Source organism: Shewanella sp., assembly GCF_051658185.1.
Classification (GTDB): Bacteria; Pseudomonadota; Gammaproteobacteria; order Enterobacterales; family Shewanellaceae; genus Shewanella.
In genome coordinates this window covers 1-2,170 of the sequence record NZ_JBOFMC010000264.1, presented here as the reverse complement: position 1 = coordinate 2,170, position 2,170 = coordinate 1, and the positions used below count along the sequence as shown (strand labels likewise).

The window sequence follows — 2,170 nt, the reverse complement described above, 5'->3', positions numbered from 1 at the left end:
TGGTGGCATTCATGAGTATCGACAGGGAGAAGCCCCGCCACAGATAACGGAGCTAACCGGAGACCAGCAGATTATTTTGGCTGTATTGGGTGAACGCTACCGACAAATTTATTCCTAAATCAGGTGCGGAATGTCGGGTTGAGACATTGAAATCAGCGAACATGATGAAAAACCACAAACTGGCCCGAGCCATCGGCGATGCGGGCTGGTATGGTTTCATCATGAAGCTGGAATACAAGGCGCAAGCGGCGGGTCGCCACCTGATTAAACTCAATCAGTGGTTTGCCAGCTCGAAACTGTGCCATGCCTGCGGCCACACGATGCTGGATATGCCACTGCATCAGCGGAACTGGGCATGTCCGGCGTGTGGTGCGGAGCATGACCGCGATATCAACGCGGCCATGAATATCCAGCAACAAGGCATATTGGAATTAAAGGCGGCGGGACACGTCGTTTCTACCCATGGAGGCCAGAGTAAATCTGCCAATTCGGCAGTAGCGGCCTAAGAGGTGGGAAGCCTCGCCGCTTGCGGCGGGGAGCAGTCACCTGAATGCGCGTAAAACCCCGTCCTTCTAGGGCGGGGATATAAGCGCGGTAACGTTTATCGCTGCAAACGACAACGTGCCGTCACGGTCAAAGCGCGCTATTCCAGTCATCGCCGGGCATCACTCTTTTCATGAATTCGTCAAACAGCGGCACGGTGAAAGAGGTATCGCCATGGCTTGGACTCCAAATCATGCCTTTAGCTATCAGGCTATTTCTCGTTGGGCCAAAAGCTTGAACTTGTTTGCCTAGGCTGGTTGCAATATCACCGGACCTATGTGGACCAGGACCGAGCTCAGCCATCGCGCGAAGATATTTTTTCTCGGCTGGCGTCAAGCGTTCGAAGCGGACACGGAAAAAACTTTCATCAAGAGCCGCAATGGCTTCACCTGATGCTTGCTCCACATCCAATGCGGTGATCGGACTTTGCGTGGCAACGTCCCAAGCGTGGTTCCCCCACTCTTGAAGAAAATAAGGATAACCCCTTGTTTTAATGACAATGCTCCTAACAGCCTCAGCTTGGTATTCAACCCCCTCGTCTTGTGCTGGTTTTACAATGGCAACCGTTGCTTCCTCCTCGGACAGCGCACCAATTTGTGGAAAATCGAAAAGCCGTTCAGCATACGATTTCGCATTGCCGGCTCGCCCCCTTAGTTGCGGCAAGCCAGCACCGACCACTGTGACAGGCAAGCGCGATTGCGCACATCGATGTAAGGCCGAGATAAGAGCCGATAGTTGGGACTCTTCGACGTATTGGAGTTCATCGATAAAAATCACTAAGGCTGAGTTGGCCGACTGAGCGGCCATGCCCGCTTGCTCAAGCAAGGTGGTGAGATCCCCCTCTAAATCACCGTTATCTGCTAGGCCAGGTTCTGCTTCAAAATCAAGTCCGACCTCGATATCACGGAATGTCACTTTTAATGATTGCGCAAAGCCTGCCAAGGCGCGTAAACCTCGCTGAGCCAAGTCTCTTGCGGCATCGATGCGACTAAGCTTAAGCAATGATAAACGGAGTTGGGGGGCGAGCAGGGCAGGCAAGGAGCGATTTTCAGGGGCTTCAATACGAATTGTGTGGACCCCTGCTGCCTCGGCATCAAGGCGCATTCGATCAAGTAATACGGTTTTACCTACGCCACGCAAACCTACCATTAGAACACTTTTAGCTGCCCGCCCGGCCTTTAATCGCGCGATGCTGATCCTTACCCGTTCCCGTATCTCATCACGGCCAGCAAGCTCCGGTGGAGGCGAACCTGCACCAGGAGAGTAAGGGTTGGTTATTGGATCCATAGATATACCAAAGTTATGTATGTTTATTATTTTTCAATAAACATACATAACTTAAATATAAGTTACAAGAAGACCAAGCTCGGGTGTTATTTGTTACGTCCCGCTTAGTTCTATAGTGCACCCCTCTTCAGTATCCAATGTTTGCGCGCTTGCGGCTTTTCACGTGATGAGAAGATGTGATCTGATCCCCCAAACTGGACACGTCATTAAGCGGCGTGTTTAAGCTCGAACTCGAGCGGGGTTTGGTAATCTAGCGCACTATGCATGCGCGTTTGGTTGTAATCAATTTCCATGTACTCAAATAGTCGATTTTTCATCTCCATTCGGCTAGGTGGTGGGC

Annotated in this window: 3 protein-coding genes; 1 reads left to right on the top strand and 2 read right to left on the bottom strand. The window is 51.3% G+C overall.

What is annotated here, in order from left to right:
• Nucleotides 1-89: 89 nt before the first annotated feature.
• A complete protein-coding gene (locus tag ACRCZA_RS10160; RefSeq protein ID WP_438674323.1) occupies nucleotides 90-506 on the top strand; it encodes an RNA-guided endonuclease InsQ/TnpB family protein in 417 nt (138 codons plus the stop codon).
• A 127-nt stretch (nucleotides 507-633) separates the two neighbouring features.
• On the opposite strand, the gene ACRCZA_RS10155 is transcribed toward ACRCZA_RS10160, so the two are convergent.
• Nucleotides 634-1,830 (bottom strand): ATP-binding protein, encoded by a 1,197-nt coding sequence (locus ACRCZA_RS10155; RefSeq protein ID WP_438674322.1) that lies wholly within the window; start codon nucleotides 1,828-1,830, stop codon nucleotides 634-636.
• Between the two features lie 206 nt (nucleotides 1,831-2,036).
• Nucleotides 2,037-2,147, bottom strand: coding sequence for an IS3 family transposase (locus ACRCZA_RS10150; RefSeq protein ID WP_438674324.1), 111 nt, complete (start codon nucleotides 2,145-2,147; stop codon nucleotides 2,037-2,039).
• Nucleotides 2,148-2,170 lie beyond the last annotated feature (23 nt).